We start from the raw sequence: 19,968 nt of genomic DNA, 5'->3' as shown, positions 1-19,968 counted from the left end.
TTAACTAGAATAGTGTTGTAATATATAGTTATTCAAAATTGATTTTACTGAACAAAATAGATAGTACATTAAAGGGTTAGATTATTTAATTGCTTTTTTGTGTAACCCCCAATCCAAAAGATAATCCTTATATTTGCACCTTTTAAAAAATTAAAGCCATTTGAAATGATTGCAAAAATACATTTGTATCAAATGCAAATGATGTTATGTGTTCATAACTTTTGCTGGCAGTCAAAAGAAACACAGATCAGGTTAAAATAATAATAAATAGTCCATTATGAAATATTTTTCTTTACTACAAAAAACAATCCCACTGTTTTTAATATTTTTTCTTTTTTCTTGTGCTTCCCGAAAAGATATTGTCTATTATCAAGATGTAGATAGTTTAGCCTCTCAGGTTGAGTCAAATTCATATGAAATTAAAATTCAACCAGATGATTTGCTAATGATTATAGTTTCAGCTGATGATCCTGAAATTGCTCTTCCATTCAATTTAACAACGAGTTTTATATCCAATGCATCTAGACCAGATTTAATGGGTCAACAATCTACACAGCTTTATTTAGTAGATTCTAATGGATTTATAGAGTTTCCAATATTGGGTAAATTAAAAGTTAGCGGAATGAGTCGTTCTGAAGTACTGAAGTTGCTTAGAGATAAGATATCCGTGTATATAAAAAATCCTATTATTAATCTTCGTATCATGAACTTTAAAGTTTCGGTGCAAGGAGAGGTTACTTTACCTGGAACTTATAATGTTTCTTCTGAAAGGATTACTTTGATTGAGGCTTTGACGATGGCAAAAGATTTGACAATTTATGGTAAAAGGAATACTATTTTAGTTATTAGAGAAGTAGAGGGCATAAAATCATACAATAGGGTTGATATCACTAAATCAGATTTTATTAATTCTCCTTTTTATTATTTAGCACAAAATGATGTGGTATATGTGGAGCCTAATAAAAACAAGATAAATGGAGCTGCTATAGGTCCTAATACGGGTGTGATTATCTCTATCTCATCCTTGTTGATTACTTTAATTACCTTACTAATTACTACAACAAAATAAACTCATTATATGGACAATAATAACTTTGACGAAGATTTTGAAAATGATTTTCAACTTAAAGAATTTTTAAATAAATACTCTATATATTGGCAATGGTTTGTACTTGGTATAGGTGTCAGTTTATTATTAGCTTTTTTGTATTTGCGTTATACAATACCGCAATATCAGGCTTCAACAACTATATTGGTAAAAGATGAGAAAAAAGGAGGAATGCTTTCTGAATTATCCGCTTTTGCGGATATGGGGCTGGGTGGCGGTATGAAGAGTAATGTTGATAATGAAATTGAAATTTTAAAGTCTAGAAAACTAGTAGAAACCACCGTTAAAAAGCTTAATCTTAACATTGCTTTTTTTATTAAAGGAAATGTAGTAGATAGAGAAATTTATCAGGATGCTCCAATAGCGATTTATTTTGTTGATAAGACGAATCAATTTTATGAAAATAAAATGGATTTTAAATTTACAGAAATAACATCCACTACTTTTAAGTTGGAAAACGAAACAGAGAATGAATTATCTAAGGTTTTGTTAAGCAATAAAAACGAGTTTCGATATGAGGAGTTAATTCCAACCAAATATGGTAATTTGATTGTTAGTAAAGCTAAATACGATAATACCATTGTTGTTCGGGATTATAAAACAATTAGGATTTTAGTAAGTCCTCTTAGAGATGTTGTTGAGAGTTTTAGAAATAGACTAAAAGTGGAACCTATCAGTAAAACGAGTAGTGTTGTTGCTGTTTCAATCACAGATCCAGTTGTTAAAAAAGCGGAAGCTTTTTTGGATAACTTGATACAGATTTACAATGAAGCTGCTGCAGCAGACAAGAATTTTATTTCCGAAAACACTTCGAAGTTTATAGCTGATAGGTTGACATTGATCACCCAGGAATTGGACGGGGTAGAGCAAGATGTAGAAAAATTCAAAAAATCTAATAACCTGACTGATATAGAGACAGAAGCCAAACTTTTTATAGAAGGCTCAAGTGAATATGATAAAAAAGGAGTGGAAACTGAAATCCAGCTGAATGTAGTCGCCTCTATGCTGGACTATATGAAAAAAAGCTCTAATTCAGACTTGTTACCAAGTAATGTCATTTCCACAAATGGAGATACTTCCGGATTAATCAGTTCCTACAATCAATTGGTTTTGGATCGAAACCGTATTTTAAAATCGGCCACTGTTGAAAATCCATCCGTAGTTAAAATGGATCAGCAAATAGCGTCGCTAAAATCGACAGTTACGGCAAGTTTGCAAAGACTAAAATCTACCTTGAGCATTCAAAAAAGAAATTTAAATAATGAAGAGGGTGCTTTAAATACTAAGATAGGTAAGATACCCGTACAAGAACGTCAGTTTAGAGTGATTGCCAGACAGCAAAAGGTAAAAGAGGAATTGTATTTGTATTTATTACAAAAAAGAGAGGAGACTGCTATTTCATTGTCGGCTACAGAGCCTAATGCCAGAGTAATAGATGTTGCAAAGGCAGGTGAGAAAGCTGTTTCTCCGAAGAAAAACATTGTTTATCTAGCAGGTTTGTTGTTGGGACTACTTGTTCCATTTGGTGTAATTTACACTAAGGATTTATTGGATACCAAGATTAAAAGTCGCTTGGATCTAGATGGGAAAACCTTAATTCCTTTCATAGGTGACGTTCCTACCTCTGATAATCCATCAGAAATCATGAAGTCTGAGAGCAGAACAAGTTCGGCAGAAGCGTTGCGAATTATCAGGACTAATCTGGAGTTTATGCTGAGTAAGGTTCCCGAAGGATTGGCTAAAACTATTTTTCTAACCTCTACTTTTCCTAAAGAAGGAAAGACTTTTGTATCAGCTAACCTAGCGGCTACGTTTGCCTTGTCTGGTAAAAAGGTGTTGTTGATAGGAATGGATATTAGAAATCCTAGATTGGATGAATATCTGACTTTGCCTGATCGTGGGGTCACTAATTATTTGTCTTCAAAAGATTTGGCGCTAGAAGATTTAGTAGTTAAGTATGACGGATTTGAAGATTTCCATGTTTTACCGGCAGGGATTATTCCACCCAACCCAGCAGAGTTATTGATGAATAAGAAAGTGGATACTCTTTTTGATACTTTGAAAAGCCAGTATGACTATATCATTGTGGATACAGCCCCTGTAAGTTTGGTTACCGATACTATGTTGATCGCCAAGCATGCGGACTGTTTTATTTATGTTGCTCGTGCTAACTTTTTGGAAAAACGCATGTTGAACATTCCGAATACTTTATATAGAGAGCAGAAATTACCCAATATGTGTTTGTTGCTTAACGATACAGATTCTACAAAAGGGTATGGTTACGGTTACGGCTATGGTGCGAGCGTTAAAAAAGTAGCTTGGTACAAAAAAGTAGTACGGTTTTAGAAAATACCTTATTTGGTTATAAAAGTAAAAAGTTTACAGAATGTTTTATTTTGTAAACTTTTTTGTATTTAACGGCGTTATTCCTTGTGTAATTCACTGTTTTTCGTCAGTTTGAAACAATTGTGCTTACTTTTGCAAAAATTATGGTTCCGTCTGGCGTCAAGTAGTCTGTTATAAATCAAACAAATGGCTTTTTTGATTTATATTTCCTACTCTAACTATAGATTTTCCTATAATTTTACTATAGCTTTGTGGAAATTTCAGTAAAAGCGTAGGTTTGTTATGTGACTTACTGTAGCGAAGCTGTATCTATCTTTTAATAGTAGTTTGAATATACTTTGATTTAAAAATTAGATGTGGTTATTAGTTTAGAAATTTGATAAAATTAAATTTTATAGTAGATATGAAAAAAATAATTATTGTTGTTTTACTGTTTGTAGCTCTTTTTCAATCGGGTACAGTGGTGGCACAGGACTTGTTAAAAAGTACTGATTTGAGTACGCTGAAAGTAGATTATTTATCGGATAGTGATATTTCAAAAATAAAGGCACAACTACAAGCTAATAATGTTACTATAGAGCAAGCGGAACCTATGGCTTTGGCTAAGGGAATGTCTGCCTCTGAATTTGCCAAATTAAAGGAGCGACTTGCTATGCCCGTTAGTAAAAGCGGGACCGTTAAAAAGGAGGAAGACGAGGGCAAAGTAGACACCGAATTAGAGAAGGATTCTGGAAGAAAGCAGGAAAGAATAGTTAATACGAAAGTAAAAGATTCCATTAATGCACTTATTTTTGGTTCGGAATTGTTTGATAATCCTACTTTGAATTTTGAACCCAATTTGAAATTAGCCACGCCAGTCAATTATGTATTGGGGCCTGGTGATGAGTTGCAGGTTAGTGTTTATGGAATACAAGAATTTAGTGCCAGTATACCGGTAAGTGTTGAAGGAAAAGTCACGATACAGTATGTAGGTCAGATTCCAGTTGCGGGAATGTCTATTGAAGCTGCAACCCAAAAAATTAGAGCTGCTTTTGCGCGAGTGTACAGTACTGTTAGTTCAGGACAATCTCAAGTAAGTGTTAGTTTGAGTCGTATCCGAACTATAAAAATAACTTTGATAGGAAGTAAGCAACCCGGCAACTATTCAATTTCTTCTTTAGCAACGGTCTATAATGCTTTGTTTTTAGGCGGCGGACCAGGAAAGAATGGCAGTTATAGAAATATTGAATTATTAAGGAATAATAAAGTATATCGCACTATTGATATCTATCATTTTTTAGTGAATGGCGATCAGTCCGATAATGTTGGGTTAAAAGATAATGACGTTATTCGGATTCCAGCCTATATGCAAAGAGTTACTGTTGAAGGGCAGGTGAAACGCCCTGGGATATTTGAAATGAAAAAGGGAGAGTCATTTTCTGATTTGTTGTCTTTTGCTTCTGGATTTAATGAATTTGCCTACACAGCTTCGGTAAATGTCTTGCAAAAAACAAGTAAGGAATTCAAAGTTAAGGATATAAAATCAACAGAGTTTACTACGTATATGCCTTTGTCCGGTGATGTGTTTACTGTTACAAAAATTTTAAACCGATTTGAAAACCGTATCAAGATTGATGGTGCTGTTTTTAGACCAGATACGTACTCTTTTTATGAAGGGATGCGTATTTCGGATTTGATCGCTAAAGCAGATGGACTAAAAGAGGATGCTTATAGTAAAAGAGCTAGGATTATTCGATTGAAACCCGATTTAACAACGGAAATTGTCAATGTGAATTTAGAAAAGGCATTAGAAGGTGATCTTGGAGCAGATGTTTCTTTGAAAAAAGAAGATGTCGTTACCGTTTATTCTATTTTAGATTTTGTTGAAGAGTATAAAATAACCATTGATGGCGAAATCAAAAAACCTGGAATTTACGACTATAATGAAGGTTTGACTTTGAATGATTTTTTAGTACAAGCAGGAGGATTAACAGGTTCCGCTTCTAAAAGAGTGGAAATAGCTAGGATGATTGTATCTGAGCAAATTGATGATGCAAATCCCAATAAAGCAGAATTATTCAATATCGAGATTTCTCCGGACAATAACGAACAAGCGAAAAATTTTGAATTGCATCCTTTTGATGTGGTGAACATCCGTAAGATGGCAGTATATGAAAAACCAGAAATGGTAACTGTAAGTGGTGCCGTACATTATGCTGGAAAATATGCTTTGGTCAATAAGAAATCAAGGGTGTATGATGTTGTTCAAAGAGCTGGAGGATTGACTTCGTTGGCCAATGTAGAGGGCGTTAAAATCAAAAGACCAATCGCTGCCAAGCAAATTGAGGATATCGAAAATGTGAATCTGAATTTGGGAAAAAAAGACAGTATTCAAAACAAATTAGAGAAAAAATTAAAGGAAGAATTGAAATTTGCGACCATTCCATTGGATTGGAAAGCGATAGCTAAAAACCCGAATAAGGCCAGCAATGTTACTTTATTTCCTGGTGATGAGATTGAAGTCGCTGCCTTCAATGAAGGTGTTAAGGTGGCTGGTAATGTGCTGTTAACCTCAGAGATTCCTTATGAAAAAGGGCGTTCTTTTGGCTATTATTTAAGTGCTGTAGGAGGAGTGGATGCCAAAGGCTGGAAGAAAAAAGCGTATGTGATTTATCCGAATGGGAAAGCTGCAACCGCAAATTCGTTTCTTTTTATCAGGTCTTATCCTAAGGTAACCCCTGGCTCTCAAATTATAGTACCAGAAAAACCAGAAGTTAGAAAGATGAGTACTGGAGAATGGGTAGGTATAGGAAGTGTGATCTCTAGTTTGGCTTTATTGATTTTGACTGCTTTTAAATAGTGAATAGTGAGTTGTGAATTGAAATACGTTTATTAAACCTAGACGTACCCATTATAAAGAAATATAATTTATGAATGAACCAACCCCAAACGATGAAATTTCGTTAAAGGAATTGATAGGAAAAGTAAAGGAATGGTATCACTACCTCCTTTCGCAATGGAAAACACTACTGTTGGCAGGAATTATAGGGGCAGCCCTAGGAATAACATATTCTTTTATTAAGAAGCCAATCTATACCGCAACCTTGTCCTTTGCATTGGAAGATGAGAAGTTAGGTGGTGGTGGTTTAGGCGGTGCCTTAGGATTGGCCAGTTCATTGGGTTTTGACTTAGGCGGCGGCGGCGGCAGTATTTTTACTGGTTCTAATTTGACCGAGCTGTTCAAGTCTAGATCTATGGTGGAGCAAACCTTAATGACAGCAGTTGTTTATAATGGAAAAAATATTTCGTTAGCCGAGATGTATCTTGAGGAAAACAATTCGAGAAAAAAATGGGCAAACAAACCTCAATTAAAAAATATACAATTCTTGCCGGAAACTAAACGCAAGTATTTCACTCGGGTACACGATAGTATTATGGGGGTAATGTACCAAGAATTATCCAAAACAGGATTGTCTGTAGGGCAAAAGGACAAGAAAATTGCCATTATTACTATAGATGTAAACTCCACCAACGAATTGTTTGCTAAATATTTTACTGAAGCCCTAGTCAAAGAAGTATCTGATTTTTATATTGATACTAAAAGCAAAAAGGCTCGCCTTAATATGGCAATCCTGCAAAGGCAAACCGATTCTATTCGTGGGGAGCTTAATGGAGCTATTACCGGAGTAGCGGTTGCTAACGATAACACTTTTATGCTGAATCCAGCCCTCAACGTACGTCGTGCTCCTTCTGCCCGTAGACAGGTTGATGTACAAGCGAATACTGCTATTTTAACGGAATTGGTCAAGCAAACGGAGTTAGCTAAAGTAACTCTACGTAAAGAAACACCATTAATTCAGGTAATTGATCGACCAATTTTACCTTTGAAGAAAGAGAAATTCGGGAAAGCTAAGGGAATTGTAGTTGGAGGGATTTTGGCTGGGTTTTTAGTAATGGTGTATTTAATTATAAAAAAGGTACTGAAAAATTTATGAAAATATTAATTACAGGAGGAGCAGGTTTTATTGGTTCAAATCTTACTGAGCATTTTTTATCAAAAAATCATCAAGTAGTTTGTCTGGATAATTTTGCAACGGGTCATCGCCATAATATTAATCCTTTTTTAGAAAACCCTAATTATTTTTTAATAGAAGGGGATATTAGAAATTTATCGGATTGTCATACTGCTGTTCATGGAGTAGATTTTGTGTTGCATCAAGCTGCATTGGGTTCTGTTCCACGATCTATAAATGATCCTATAACTACAAATGATGTTAATGTTTCTGGTTTTTTAAATATGCTTACCGCTTCGCGTGATGCAAAAGTTAAAAGGTTTGTTTATGCGGCTAGCTCTTCGACTTATGGAGACTCACAAGGGCTGCCTAAGGTTGAAGAAGTAATTGGAAAACCGCTTTCTCCTTATGCGATTACTAAATACGTAAATGAATTGTATGCTGAAATATTCAGTAAGACTTATGGTTTAGAAACTATTGGATTGCGTTATTTTAATGTTTTCGGACGCAGGCAAGATCCTAATGGAGCCTATGCTGCAGTGATTCCAAAGTTTGTTATGCAATTTATGAATTATGAGAGTCCTGTAATTAATGGAGATGGTAATTATTCAAGAGATTTTACTTATATCGATAATGTGATTCAAATGAATGCATTAGCGATTTCTACTCAAAATCTAGAGGCGGTAAATACGGTTTATAATACAGCTTATGGGGACAGAACAACTTTGACACAGTTAGTTGGGTTGTTGAAGGAATATTTGTCTGAATTTGATGCTAAAATAAGTGATGTTGAAGTTATACATGGTCCTAATAGGGCTGGAGATATTCCTCATTCTTTGGCTAGTATTGAAAAAGCTAAAAAGTTATTGGGGTATAAGCCTCAATTTTCAATTCAAGATGGCTTAAAGGAAGCAGTTGCTTGGTATTATAATAATTTAAAATAATAAAGAAAGGAGCAACTTATTTAATAAAGTTGGTTTTCTATTAAAAATTAGATTTAGCATGAAAAAAATAGCGATTATTGGACTAGGTTATGTAGGACTTCCTTTAGCCAGATTATTTGCTACTAAATATAGTACCGTAGGATTTGATATAAATAAAAATAGAATATCTGAATTAAACACAGGTCATGACCATACTCTTGAAGTAGAAGATGAAATTTTACAAGCTGTTTTGGTAGATAAATTTTCAGACAAAGTAGGGCTTTACTGTACCAATGATTTAGAAATTTTAAAAGGATGTAACGTTTTTATAGTTACTGTGCCAACACCGGTTGATAAAAATAACCGACCTGATTTGACTCCATTATACAAAGCGAGCGAAACTGTGGCTAAGGTCCTTAAAAAGGGAGATATTGTTATTTATGAATCTACAGTATATCCAGGAGTTACAGAAGAAGAGTGTGTGCCTGTTTTGGAAAGAGTGTCTGGTTTACAATTTAACGTTGATTTTTTTGCGGGCTATTCGCCAGAAAGAATAAATCCAGGAGACAAAGCGCATACTGTTGAAAAAATCTTAAAAGTTACTGCGGGTTCTACTCCTGAAATAGGTATAGTAGTAGACGAATTGTACAAAAGTGTTATTACTGCTGGAACTCACTTAGCGCCATGTATTAAAGTTGCTGAAGCAGCTAAGGTTATCGAAAACTCACAACGTGATATTAATATTGCTTTTGTAAATGAGTTGGCTAAAATTTTCAATTTAATGGATATTGACACCCATGCCGTATTGGAAGCAGCAGGAACCAAATGGAATTTCTTACCATTTAAACCAGGTTTAGTTGGAGGTCATTGCATAGGCGTTGATCCGTATTATTTAGCACAACGCGCTCAGGAATTTGGCTATCATCCTGAAATTATTTTGGCTGGTCGTAGATTGAATGACAGTATGGGAGAATATGTTGCTTCTCAAGTGGTGAAGCTGATGATACAAAAAGGGATAACTATAAAAGGGGCTAGTTTATTGATGTTGGGGATTACTTTTAAAGAAAATTGTCCTGATGTACGTAATACTAAAATTGTTGATGTTGTTGCTGCTCTTAAAGATTATGGAGTTATAATTACGATATATGATCCATGGGCAAATCCAAATGAAGTTTTGCATGAATACCAATTAAAAACAACTAAAGAGTTACCAACCCATACATTTGACGCTGTAGTTTTAGGGGTAGCTCATGAATGTTTTTTAGAATTAGATTATAGTTTATTGCAAAAGCAAATTAGTTTATTATATGATGTGAAGGGAGTATTAAAGAATAATGTTGATGGGAAATTATAAAAATGGGGCTTAATTCATTGTTTCCCTTTTGTTTACATATCCTAGTAGTAGGTTAAAATTAAAGAATAGAATACACGTCAAAACTAATTAAGATTATCTGCAAAAAATTAATTGATTACTATATTAAATATTTGCGAACTATTATAAAATGCAATCAAGTACAGTTTTAGTAAAGAATACAGCGTGGGCTTTTGTAAGTCAAATTGCCTATATATTAGTAGGTTTAACCGGTAATGTGATCCTTGCTAGAATATTGACACCAAGTGAATTCGGTACAGTGGGTATAGCAATGTTTTTTATTGGGATATCTAATGTATTAGTCGATAGCGGTATGGGAGGGGCATTAATACGAAAGGAAAAGCCTAGTAATATTGATTATTCTACCATTTTCGTTTTTAACTTATTTATTAGTATTGTTTTATTTTTATTGTGTTTAATAATTTCAGGCTATGTCGCAGAATTTTATAATACACCTATATTGAGGTATGTTTTAAGCGCATTAAGTTTAACGATTGTTATAAATTCTTTATCGCTAGTTCAAGGAGTTAAACTTGTAAAAGCAATGTCTTTTAAAAAGATAGGATTATATAGATTAGTAGCTTTCTTTATGGCTTCTACTGTTGCTATAACTATGGCATACATGAATTTTGGACTTTGGTCTATTGTAGCTCTTCAAGTTTTATCCGCTTTATTTTTAACTATAATTTATAGAATAAAAGAGGGTGGTATGGGGAAGATAGTGTTTAGTATGGTCTCTTTTAAAGAAATGTTATCCTTTGGTGTGTTTACGACGCTTTCCTCCTTAATGATTACGGTATTCGATAATATCTATCAATTAATAATTGGAAGATACTTTAGTGTAATTAATGCGGGTTATTATTATCAATCTAAAAGACTTCAAGATGTTCTTGATGCACCTACCAAAAATGTTCTATATAATGTTGTTTATTCCTACATGAGTAGATTGCAAAGTGAAAATGCTGTTTTTAAGCTAAGCCATGCCAACATTATCAAATTATTAGCTATTGCACTAAGTACGATCACAAGCTTAGTAATTATGTACTCTGATCAAATTATTTTGATTTTATTTGGTCAAAAATGGATTCATTCTTCCTTTTATCTAAAGCTTTTAAGTATTTCCTCTTTCTTTAGTATAATGGAAATAGTTTATGGGAATCTTTTTCGAATTTTTAACAAAACACATTCTTTACTATACCTAGAAATAACTAAAAAAATAATTCAATCATTGAGTATTATGATTGGTATCTATTTTCATAGTATAGACTATTTATTATACGGATTAATATTTACATCAATTGTTGGCTATCTAATCACTTTAATTGCCTCACAAAAGATTATTAAGACAGATCAAAATAAAAATCATATGATTTTCTTAAAGATTATTATAATTTGTACTGTATCAACATTAATTACAACTTTAACATTAAACAGTCTAAGTGTAGAAAATTATTATAGAATCCCATTTGTTATTCTGTTTTTAATTATCAATTTCTTTTTGTTATACATTTTTAAAATTGAGAATGTGATTAGTTTAATGAAGAATGTTAAAACATTCCGTAATGAATTACCTTAAGATTTAATGTAAAGTATTTTTAAAAAAAAAGAAACATGTGTGGAATATATATAACCAATATCCCTTTCGAAAAAGAGGTTGTTATTGAAAAATTAAAAAGTATTGAGTTTCGTGGGCCAAATAATTTAGGGTATGATAAAATTGATGGTATTTCATTAGGGCATTTACGACTATCCATTTTAGATCTAGACCAAAGATCCAACCAACCTTTTGATTTTGATGGTTATTGGATTGTTTTCAATGGCGAAATTTATAATTTTCAAATAATTAAAACGGAATTACTAGAGCTAGGACACCATTTTGCAACTACCAGTGATACAGAGGTTCTACTTAAAGGATATATAGAATGGGGAAAAAATATTCTGCCTAAATTAAATGGAATGTTCGCATTCTCTATTTATGACAGAAAGAAAAAAACTCTTTTTTGCGCTAGAGATAGGACAGGAGTTAAACCTTTTTTCTATTATTGGAAAGATGGGAAATTTGAAATCTGTAGTCAATTGCGGCCACTAATTTCAAAAAGTTCTAAAGTATCAAAAGATGCAGTTTCTATTTATTTAGATTGTGGCTATATACCGAGTCCGTATTCTATTATTGAAGATGTTTTTAAATTGCCTCCGGGGAATTTTATGGAAATTGACTTAGAGAATGGCACTAAAACGGTTTCAGAATACTGGAATTTAAAACCAGTTGTCATTCGGGATATTTCTTATGAAGAGGCTAAAAAAGAGTTGCATCAGTTGATGATCGATGCGGTTAGAATTAGAATGCAAGCAGACGTAACTCTGGGTTCTTTCCTCTCTGGTGGTATTGACTCTGCACTTGTTTCGGCAATAGCTCAAAAAATAGCCGCAGTACCGGTGAATACTTTTACAATTGGTTTTGAAGATCCTAATTTTGACGAAAGTAAAGTGGCTTCGCAATTTGCAAGTATTATTGGGTCAAATCATAAAGAAACAATTTGTGGCCCCAAAGATGCCTTGGCCATGCTACCTATGTTAGTTAAGGTTTATGATGAGCCATTTGCAGATAGTTCTGCCTTACCCTCGTTACTTTTGAATTCTGTGACTAAACAACATGTGACTGTTGCATTATCAGGTGATGGTGGAGATGAGAGTTTTTTAGGATACAATCATTTTGATTATTTAAAAAGATTTGAGAAAATCAGTAAAGTCCCTTATTTTGTAAGACGATTTTTATCATTATTTTACAATGAAAGAATATTTAAATATAGGCCTGAAGGTATTAATTCGTTATTAAAAACAAAGAATAGTAACGACTATTCAAAAGGAATTTTTACCGGTTTTGATAGTATTCAGTTAAAAAGAGCGAATAAATGGTTTGGCTTTTATGAAGGATATAAGAATTGGGCAACTAATTCTGTACAAAGGATGGCCGATTTGAATATAAAATTATGGCTTGAAAATGACAGTAATGTAAAAGTAGATAGGGCTAGCATGGCTTATGCAGTAGAAGTAAGAAGCCCTTTTTTAGATTATAGAATTATAGAATTTGCCCGTACATTACCAGTTTCTTTTCGATATGGTCAAGGGTTTAAAAAGAAAATCATTAGAGACATTCTTAAAGAATATATTCCCGAGGAGGTTTTTAATCAACCTAAAAAAGGTTTTGCAATTCCTATAGGAAAATGGATAAGAGAAGAGCTGAAATCAGATATTCAAGAGCACTTAAATGATGATTTTTTAAATAGTGTACCTAATCTTGATGTTAATAAATTTAAAAAGCAACTGGAAATACATTTTTCGGGAAAATCAGATTATGCTTTCAATATTTGGAAGTTGTTTTTACTTGCTAAATGGTGTAAAGAATTTAATTTGAAATTTTAATGTTTAAATTTTCGCTAAATAATAGTTTAAATTTAAAATTTAATAAGATAAGCTTATTTAATGCTGTCCTATTTTCTGTATCTCCTTTTTTAGCCATTCCCTCTATTTTAATAGGAGTTATAAATAAGTCAAAATTTTCATTGCAATTATTGGTACTTTTATTTGGGATAGTAAGTTACATTTTTGTACCTAATTTGTCTGATGATAGAGCTAGGTATTTTGAGCTTTATGAAAGTTTTCAAAACAGTTCTTATGTTGAGTTGTTTGCTTATTTAATGATTCAAGGTCAGGATTTTATACTGCAATCGATGTTTTATATTGCCTCGCAATATGCTATAAGTGCCCAGTATGTTTTTGCAATTGTGACTATAATTTCGATGCGTTTAATTTTTTCAATATATTATAAAATTACACAAACAGAAGTTTACACAACAAAAGAATATAGGTTTTACGCCATTATACTGCTTTGTTTGGCTATACCCTATATCGATTTATTTTCGGGTACTCGATTTATGTTTGCTAATTCTTTTGTTTTAATGGCCTTTTACATTGGTCTAATTGAAAAAAAGAAAATCGCCTTTTTATTATTAGTAATAGCTTCATTCATCCATTTTAGTACATTGGTTTTTATACCTATTTTTTCTGTATTGTTTTTTTTCCCAAATAGTGATAAGAAGTATATTGTACTTTTTTTAATTTCTCTTTTTTTTATAATTATTCCAGTTAGTTTTATATTATCACTATTTAATCTATTTGGATTTTCTGGTGGACTAGCTGTCAAGCAGGATGCCTATTTAGAAGGAGATGATTTTATTCAAAACGCAATAAATGAGTCGTATATTGCTAAAATTACTTTTTTATTGGAAATGTTTTTTATAACTACTTCTTATGTTTTTTTAGTTTTCTTTTCTAAAAGTAAAGGTGTTTTCAAGAATATGGTTTTATTCAGTGCCTCAGTTATAAATATTTTTTATTCCGTGCCTACTATTTTTTTTAGATATGTACTTTTTCTAAAATTATTATTTGTTTTTTTTCTCATTCATGAAATTTACTTGCATAAACAAAAAGCGTGGGGTTTTTTATTTGCGTCCATTTTAATAGGTATTTTCTTTTTTCAGATAATTTCAGGATTGCCCAATATTATTGAAACCTTTTTTAATAAGGATGTGATTTTGTTAGTCCGAATTATTTTAAAAAACAATATGAGTCCAAATGATTTTATCCAATAAGAACAGCGTTTTATAGCCATTGGAAGTAATTAATTTTAATACCATTTTGTTTCATTTCATTTCCTCAAAAAAAACTTGAACTGATGTTTTTAATAATTTTACCCAATGGGTTTTTAGATTAATTTATGACAAAAAAAATTGTTTTTGTAGTTTCAACACTTGATTCGGGTGGGGTTGAGAATTATTTGTTGCGTTTTTTGCGTTTTTTTAATAACAAAATCCAACCTATTGTAATTTGTAGAGGGGATTATTTAGGTGAATTAGAGGAAGAGTATAGAAAGATAAGCCAGATTGAAATTGTAAAAATGGATTTATCAAAATTTGATTTTAATTCAAATAGATCATTATATTTTTTTTTAAAAGACTCTAAAGCGGATTCTATTGTTGATTTTAGTGGTCATTTTTCTGGTATTATAATTTTTATTGCAAAATTAGCCGGAATAAAAAGAAGAATTGTATTCTACAGAGAATCTACCTATCAATTTGAATTAAATTTTTTTAAAACACTTTACATTAATTTTTCTAAGACACTAGTTACTAGTTTCTCAACCAAAATTTTATCAAATTCTATTGCTGCTTTAGACTTTTTTCACGCTACAAGAAATAGGAATAGCCAAAAATTTTCTGTCATTTATAATGGAATAGATTTTGAAATCGGGGATAAAAAGTTTTCAAAAGAAGATTTTAGCATCCCAGAAAATGCTTTTGTTATTGGTCATACAGGAAGGTACAACTTTGCTAAAAATCATGGAACCATTATTAAAGTAGCGGAAAATATTTGTAAAAAATACAATGATGTTTATTTTGTTTTGTGTGGTAAAAATACAGATGTTGAATTATTAGAAACCGTATCTAAAAGTAGGGTATTAAAAGATAAAGTCAAATTATTAGGATATAGAGATGATGTAAATAGTATTTTGCCGATTTTTGATTTGTTTTTCTTTCCCTCTATAACGGAGGGACAACCCAATTCTTTAATTGAAGCAATGATTGCAGGGTTACCTATTGTAGCCTCAAATATCAAAACTATTTTAGAAACTACACCTTTAGAATTACATAAGGATCTAATTGATCCATTAGATTTTTCTGCTTTTTCGGATGCTATAGAGAAATATTATTTAGGAGAATTGAAGCGCAACAGTGGTTTGTCAGATTGGGCTGAAAAAAAATTCAGTGCAAAGATATTGTTTCAAGAGTTTTTTGATGAATTATAGGTTTTGAAATAATTAAATAATGCAAAAGAAAAAAATAGTTCATATTGTAGATACTTTATGTGTTGGCGGACGAGAAAAAATTGTTATTGATATTTGTAATAATTTAAATAAAAATCAGTATGATGTTTACATTATTACATTAACTGATGATTTGAATGAAATAAGTGGTTTAATCAATGCCAAAGAAGTTACTCTTGTAAGCCTTCCTTTAAAGCATAAAGATTTGATTGGCCTAACTACTGTCTTGAATTTTTTTGGCGCAATACGTGTTTTGAGTAAAGCTATTAAATCGATTCAACCTGATATCATTCATACGCATTCTTATCTTCATAGGTTATTAATTGTATTTACCACTATAAAAACGAGTACTGCAAAGATTAAAGTATTTCATACGGTGCATACGTCTGGAATGTATTACAATCCAAAATCTTTTTTAGATAATTTTAAACTTTTGACTGAGAAATGGATTATTGGAATGCTTAAGCCTAATTTAGTTAGTATTTCTGAAATCATTCATGAAAACAATCAGCGATTATTTAAAAAGCATTCAAAAAGTATAAGATATATTCCTAATGGTGTTGATTTAAATGTTTTTGATAACAAAAAGTATGGGATTTTGCCTGAAGCTTTTGGCGTAAAAGATTCTGATATTGTCTTAACATATGTTGCTAGACTTTGTTGGGGTAAAAATCATATCACGTTGTTGAAAGCATTAAAAATTGTTTTAGAAACGCATCCAAATGTTAAATTAATATTTGCGGGAGAAGGAGAAACGAGAAAACAGATAGAGCTTTTTATTTCAGAAAACCAGATGCATGATATTGTTCTTTTATTAGGAGCTATTTCAAACATACCCGAACTTTTATCTATAACAAATATTGCAGTTTTTCCTTCAGAATTTGAAGGTTTTACCTTAACGCTTATTGAAAAAATGGCAATGGGACTTCCTGTAGTAGCTGCCAATAATGATATATTTTCAAGGCTGATCACCGATAGAAAAAATGGATTGTTGTTTTCAATGTTTGATGAGAAAGCACTGGCAGCTTGTATAGTCGAATTAATTGAAGATGAGGCGTTATATCAGCAAATAAGTAAAAACAGCACGTTTTTTTCTAGACAGTTTTCTGTGCAAAGAATGGTTTTAGAACATGAGGACTATTATCAAAATAGTTAGTTTTTTTTGTCAATTTGATACTGAAATAAATTTAGTTTTTTCAGGTGTTTTTTAAATAAAAAGTTATGAATTTGAAAGTAAGTTTAATTTTGTCTACCTACGGCAGGTATGTTGAGGTTGATGATTTTTTAAAAAGTTTATTAGAACAAGATTGCTCTAGAGAGGATTTTGAAGTTATAGTTATTGATCAAAATGATGTTATTAATTTAGAACCGTTAATTAGGAAATTCGAAAATGAATTTAGTATACTACATTATAAAACTAATGTAAAGGGTTTGTCTAAAGCGAAAAATAAAGGAATAGAGTTGGCAAAAGCAGATATCATCACTTTCCCTGATGATGATTGTACATTTTATCCCGATACTATATCAAAAGCAATTTTATTTTTTTCCTTAAATCCTAAGGCGGATTTAGTGTATGGTTGTGTGTTTGATAATAAGATCAATAGGACGTCTATTAGGAAAAATTCAAAAAATCAAAAAAAATTAAATTTATTAAATTATAGCTTAAACTATTCTGCAATTGCTTGTTTTACTAAATTAAAAATAAAATTTGATGAGAATTTTGGTGTAGGTTCGAAAATATGGCTTGGTGAAGAATTGGATTATATTATTAGATCGATTTTAGGAGGAAACAATGTTTATTATTCACCTTTGATTAATGTTTGGCATCCTCCCATAAATGTTGCGTCAATGAACGAGATTAAGGTTTATAATTATGCCTACGGATACGGTGCTATAATGCGTAAGAATTTAAGTTTTGTTTTGTTTCTAGTTTTCTTTGTTTTTTTTAGCTATTCGGTTTTTAGGTATGTTTTTAATGTCTTTTCTGTGAATAGAAAAAAATATTACTTAGCAGTAAGTGGTAGGTTAGATGGTTTCTTAAAAAAAGATTTGCTTTACCGATAATGATAATTTTAGCAATAAACTTTTATGAAATTTAATTTCAAGTTTTTTGTTCTAAATAAAAAATAATAATGAAAATTTTAGTAATTCTAGCCTCATACAATGGCGAAAAATATATAAAAGAACAAGTAGATTCTATACTCTCCCAAGTTGGGGTTGATGTAAATGTAAAAATATTTGATGATGTTAGCAGCGATAAAACTTTGCAAGTATTAGAAGTTTTTAAAAATGATATTCGTGTTGAAATAAAAAAGAATAGTATTGGATCAGGTAGTGCTGCCAATAATTTTTTGAACGCTATACAAACTATTAATGAAGAACTAATAAATGAGTATGATTTGGTCGCCTTTGCAGATCAAGATGATATTTGGCTACCTGAGAAATTAAAAACTGCGGGTACTATGTTAACTAAACAAGGTTCTAGTTTATATTGTTCTAATTTGATATTATGGGATGAAAAATCCAATGAAAAATCAATTATTAATAAATCTTTTTCCCAAAAAAAATATGATTATTTATTTGAGGGAGGCAGTGCTGGGTGTACCTATGTTTTTACAAATGAATTTTGTCTGGGTTTAAAAAAAGTTTTAGTTGCAACGAATTATACTCAATGGAAGAACTTTTCTCATGATTGGTTTGTTTATTTCTATGCTAGAGCTACGGGCTATAAAGTTTCTATTGATAGTAATGCTTTTATACTGTATCGGATTCATTCGGATAATGTTCATGGCCAGTTAAATAAGAATTCTTTATATGCTATCAAAGAAAGATTAAAATTAATTAAGCAGGGCTGGTATTTTAAGCAGATAAAAGGATTTAATAAATTTACAAGACCAGGGTCTGTTGAGAATAGAATCTATCATTTATACTCTAAAAACTATTTGTCAAGGCTATATGTCCTATTAAGGTATAATTTTGAATTAATACGCAGTTCTAAAAAATTCATTCAGTTTTTTATTATCAGCCTACTCCCCATAAGAATTAATAAATAAATATGTATAAGAAGTTCAGTAAGCGAATCATCGACTTTATTAGTTCCCTGTTGGGAATACTACTATTTAGTCCATTATTAATTTTGGTCACTATTGGTTTGTTTTTTGCAAACCAAGGTAAGCCCTTTTTCTTTCAGTCACGTCCTGGTAAAGATGGAAAAATTTTTAAGATTATCAAGTTCAAAACGATGAATGATAAGAAAGATGTCATGGGAAATCTTCTTTCTGATGCCGAAAGACTAACGAAAATAGGGTCTTTTGTACGTAAATCTTCATTAGATGAATTGCCACAACTTTTAAATGTAATTAAAGGCGATATGAGTTTGATAGGACCAAGACCTCTGCTTCCTCAATATCTGGAGTTGTATTCTGATTTCCAGAAGAGACGTCATGAGGTAAAACCAGGGATAACTGGCTGGGCACAAGTTAACGGAAGAAATGCCATTAATTGGGAGGAAAAATTTAAATTAGATGTATGGTATGTGGATCATATCTCATTGGTATTGGATTTTAAAATAATTAGACTTACCATAAAAAAAGTTTTTTTTAGAGAGGGAATATCTCAAGAAGGCCAAATGACTATGGAAGCTTTTACAGGAACTAAAAAATAAAATGATGAAAAATATTGCAATTATTGGTGCAGGTGGTTTTGGAAGAGAAGTGAAAACGATGTTGGATTTCATAAATAAGGTTGCTCCAACCTATGTCTTTCTGGGTTTTTATGATGATGGATTTGAAAAAGGAGAGATTGTAAATGGATATCCTGTTTTAGGAGGAGTAGAAGACATTAATAGCATCAATGAGAATTGTTCGATTGTTATTGCAATCGGAGACCCACAAATAAAATTTAATATTTTTAATAAAATTAAAAACACTAAAATAGATTTCCCAAGTATTATCCATCCTAATGTTTTGATCTCAGATGATTTTGTAGAGATTGGAATAGGGAATATAATCTGTGCTGGGTGTATTGTTACCTGTAATATTGTTATTAAAGATTTTGTAATATTGAATTTATTGTGTACTGTGGGACATGATACTACCATATCTTCATTTGCTTCATTTATGCCTTCAGTAAATATTTCAGGTGAAGTTTTGATCGAAGAGAGGGTGTATGTTGGAACGGGTGCGAAAATAATTAATCAACTTGAGATAGGGAAAAATACAATTGTTGGAGCTGGGGCAGTTGTTTCTAGGTCTTTACCTGAAAATTGTACTGCTGTAGGAATTCCCGCAAAACCTATTAAGTTTCATAATGTCTAGTGTTTTTATAAAAAAACAGCAACAATT

Annotated in this window: 15 protein-coding genes; all 15 read left to right on the top strand. The window is 31.6% G+C overall.

What is annotated here, in order from left to right:
* The first annotated feature begins 445 nt into the window (after positions 1 to 445).
* The 15 genes from V5J73_RS11870 to V5J73_RS11800 all read left to right on the top strand — a co-directional run bounded on the left by V5J73_RS11870 (position 446) and on the right by V5J73_RS11800 (position 19,941).
* Entirely contained in the window at positions 446 to 1,069 is a 624-nt protein-coding gene (locus V5J73_RS11870; RefSeq protein ID WP_338646146.1) for a polysaccharide biosynthesis/export family protein, read from the top strand.
* Between the two features lie 9 nt (positions 1,070 to 1,078).
* Positions 1,079 to 3,454, top strand: coding sequence for a GumC family protein (locus V5J73_RS11865; RefSeq protein ID WP_338646144.1), 2,376 nt, complete (start codon positions 1,079 to 1,081; stop codon positions 3,452 to 3,454).
* Between the two features lie 403 nt (positions 3,455 to 3,857).
* Positions 3,858 to 6,293 carry an SLBB domain-containing protein gene (locus tag V5J73_RS11860; RefSeq protein ID WP_338646143.1) on the top strand — a complete coding sequence of 812 codons (2,436 nt, stop codon included), beginning with the start codon at positions 3,858 to 3,860 and terminating at the stop codon, positions 6,291 to 6,293.
* 70 nt (positions 6,294 to 6,363) lie between these two features.
* Positions 6,364 to 7,428 carry a Wzz/FepE/Etk N-terminal domain-containing protein gene (locus tag V5J73_RS11855; protein ID WP_338646142.1) on the top strand — a complete coding sequence of 355 codons (1,065 nt, stop codon included), beginning with the start codon at positions 6,364 to 6,366 and terminating at the stop codon, positions 7,426 to 7,428.
* A complete protein-coding gene (locus tag V5J73_RS11850; protein WP_338646141.1) occupies positions 7,425 to 8,390 on the top strand; it encodes an SDR family oxidoreductase in 966 nt (321 codons plus the stop codon). Before V5J73_RS11855 ends, V5J73_RS11850 begins: the two co-directional genes overlap by 4 nt.
* A gap of 58 nt (positions 8,391 to 8,448) precedes the next feature.
* Positions 8,449 to 9,723, top strand: coding sequence for a nucleotide sugar dehydrogenase (locus V5J73_RS11845; RefSeq protein WP_338646139.1), 1,275 nt, complete (start codon positions 8,449 to 8,451; stop codon positions 9,721 to 9,723).
* Positions 9,724 to 9,871: 148 nt separating this feature from the next.
* On the top strand, positions 9,872 to 11,317 hold the full coding sequence (locus tag V5J73_RS11840; RefSeq protein WP_338646137.1) for a lipopolysaccharide biosynthesis protein: 1,446 nt from the start codon (positions 9,872 to 9,874) through the stop codon (positions 11,315 to 11,317).
* 35 nt (positions 11,318 to 11,352) lie between these two features.
* Positions 11,353 to 13,164 carry an asparagine synthase (glutamine-hydrolyzing) gene (asnB, locus tag V5J73_RS11835; protein WP_338646135.1) on the top strand — a complete coding sequence of 604 codons (1,812 nt, stop codon included), beginning with the start codon at positions 11,353 to 11,355 and terminating at the stop codon, positions 13,162 to 13,164.
* Positions 13,164 to 14,393: an EpsG family protein gene (locus V5J73_RS11830; RefSeq protein WP_338646133.1), complete on the top strand. Its 1,230-nt coding sequence runs from the start codon at positions 13,164 to 13,166 to the stop codon at positions 14,391 to 14,393. The genes asnB and V5J73_RS11830 overlap by 1 nt, the downstream gene beginning before the upstream one ends.
* A 125-nt stretch (positions 14,394 to 14,518) precedes the next feature.
* Positions 14,519 to 15,607, top strand: a complete 1,089-nt coding sequence (locus V5J73_RS11825) for a glycosyltransferase (RefSeq protein WP_338646132.1) — start codon at positions 14,519 to 14,521, stop codon at positions 15,605 to 15,607.
* Between the two features lie 19 nt (positions 15,608 to 15,626).
* On the top strand, positions 15,627 to 16,781 hold the full coding sequence (locus V5J73_RS11820; RefSeq protein WP_338646130.1) for a glycosyltransferase: 1,155 nt from the start codon (positions 15,627 to 15,629) through the stop codon (positions 16,779 to 16,781).
* 65 nt (positions 16,782 to 16,846) lie between these two features.
* Complete coding sequence (locus V5J73_RS11815; RefSeq protein ID WP_338646128.1) at positions 16,847 to 17,689, top strand: glycosyltransferase family 2 protein; 843 nt, start codon at positions 16,847 to 16,849, stop codon at positions 17,687 to 17,689.
* Positions 17,690 to 17,757: 68 nt separating this feature from the next.
* Positions 17,758 to 18,678: a glycosyltransferase gene (locus V5J73_RS11810; RefSeq protein WP_338646126.1), complete on the top strand. Its 921-nt coding sequence runs from the start codon at positions 17,758 to 17,760 to the stop codon at positions 18,676 to 18,678.
* 2 nt (positions 18,679 to 18,680) lie between these two features.
* Positions 18,681 to 19,289, top strand: a complete 609-nt coding sequence (locus V5J73_RS11805; RefSeq protein ID WP_338646125.1) for a sugar transferase — start codon at positions 18,681 to 18,683, stop codon at positions 19,287 to 19,289.
* A 4-nt stretch (positions 19,290 to 19,293) separates the two neighbouring features.
* Positions 19,294 to 19,941: an acetyltransferase gene (locus V5J73_RS11800; RefSeq protein ID WP_338646124.1), complete on the top strand. Its 648-nt coding sequence runs from the start codon at positions 19,294 to 19,296 to the stop codon at positions 19,939 to 19,941.
* Positions 19,942 to 19,968: the final 27 nt, after the last annotated feature.

The organism is Flavobacterium sp. KS-LB2, from assembly GCF_036895565.1.
GTDB lineage: Bacteria > Bacteroidota > Bacteroidia > Flavobacteriales > Flavobacteriaceae > Flavobacterium.
This window is presented reverse-complemented; position numbering and strand designations above follow the sequence as displayed.